The organism is Microbacterium sp. C448 (assembly GCF_000582705.2).
Taxonomy (GTDB): domain Bacteria; phylum Actinomycetota; class Actinomycetes; order Actinomycetales; family Microbacteriaceae; genus Microbacterium; species Microbacterium lacus_A.
This window is the reverse complement of the sequence record NZ_HG779837.1, coordinates 1-849: the sequence shown is the minus strand read 5'-3', so window position 1 is coordinate 849 and position 849 is coordinate 1. Positions and strand designations below refer to the sequence as shown.

At 63.3% G+C, this 849-nt stretch carries 1 protein-coding gene; it reads left to right on the top strand.

Features of this window, described 5'->3' with window-relative positions:
• Nucleotides 1–587: 587 nt before the first annotated feature.
• Nucleotides 588–725 (top strand): hypothetical protein, encoded by a 138-nt coding sequence (locus MIC448_RS16125; protein WP_158497559.1) that lies wholly within the window; start codon nt 588–590, stop codon nt 723–725.
• Nucleotides 726–849: the final 124 nt, after the last annotated feature.

Here is an 849-nt window from a genome sequence, read left to right as displayed (position 1 = left end):
TCGACGCCCGTCGGAGCCACTGAAACCCTCGTGAGGCTTCTACTCGCGGGGGTTTCTCTAATTCCCTGACTAGCTGCCATTTATCGCTGACCGTCCGCACCGGACACTAAGCCCTCCAGTCAATGCAGCATCCTTTTGTACCCGCACGTCTGGGCGTCATGTGCCGGGAATGTGCCGGGAAGACGACGAGAACGCATGCCGGCTCGCCAGAGGCGACGAAGGGGCCCGAAGGCTCGCGAATTGACCGGAGCGACTCGAGAGTGCATCCCAAATAGTTTGGGTTCGATCGTTGTCGTCGCGAAGGCACAAGCCGAGCTCAGGCGGGCAGCCTACGGACTGGGCGTACCGGCGCTCCCATCCGGGTAGATATCCTTGAGCACGGCGGGTCCAAAAATCCGAGGCTGGTTCTCGCCGGCGCCGTCCGGTCACAGCACCTGGCGGGGCATTTCTGTTTGAGCGGCAGTCGAACACCACCGCGCGTGTCGTGAGTCCTCCCCCACCTGGGTGTGGCGTTCCTTGTCCGAACGGCGTTCTGAGGCGGACAACCTGTGCACCAATTCGGGGTCATCAAGAGTTGGGAGTGCGCGATGGTGATCGCAGACAAGGACTGGATTGCAGAGCGATTGGCCGAGGTGGCAGTGGATGCTGCGGCGCGCGGAATCAGGGTGACCGTGACCGTGGCGCAGAGCACTGTGACGCTCAACGACGGCACGCCGGACGAGTAGCGGGTGGTGGGGACCGGTTCACGCCGGTCCACACCTCCACCGCGGTGCGGGGGCAGTCAGTATTTCTGGTCGATGGCGATTCGCGTGCCGAGGTTGGCGCGTAGCGCTTCTTGGTAGCGCGAGT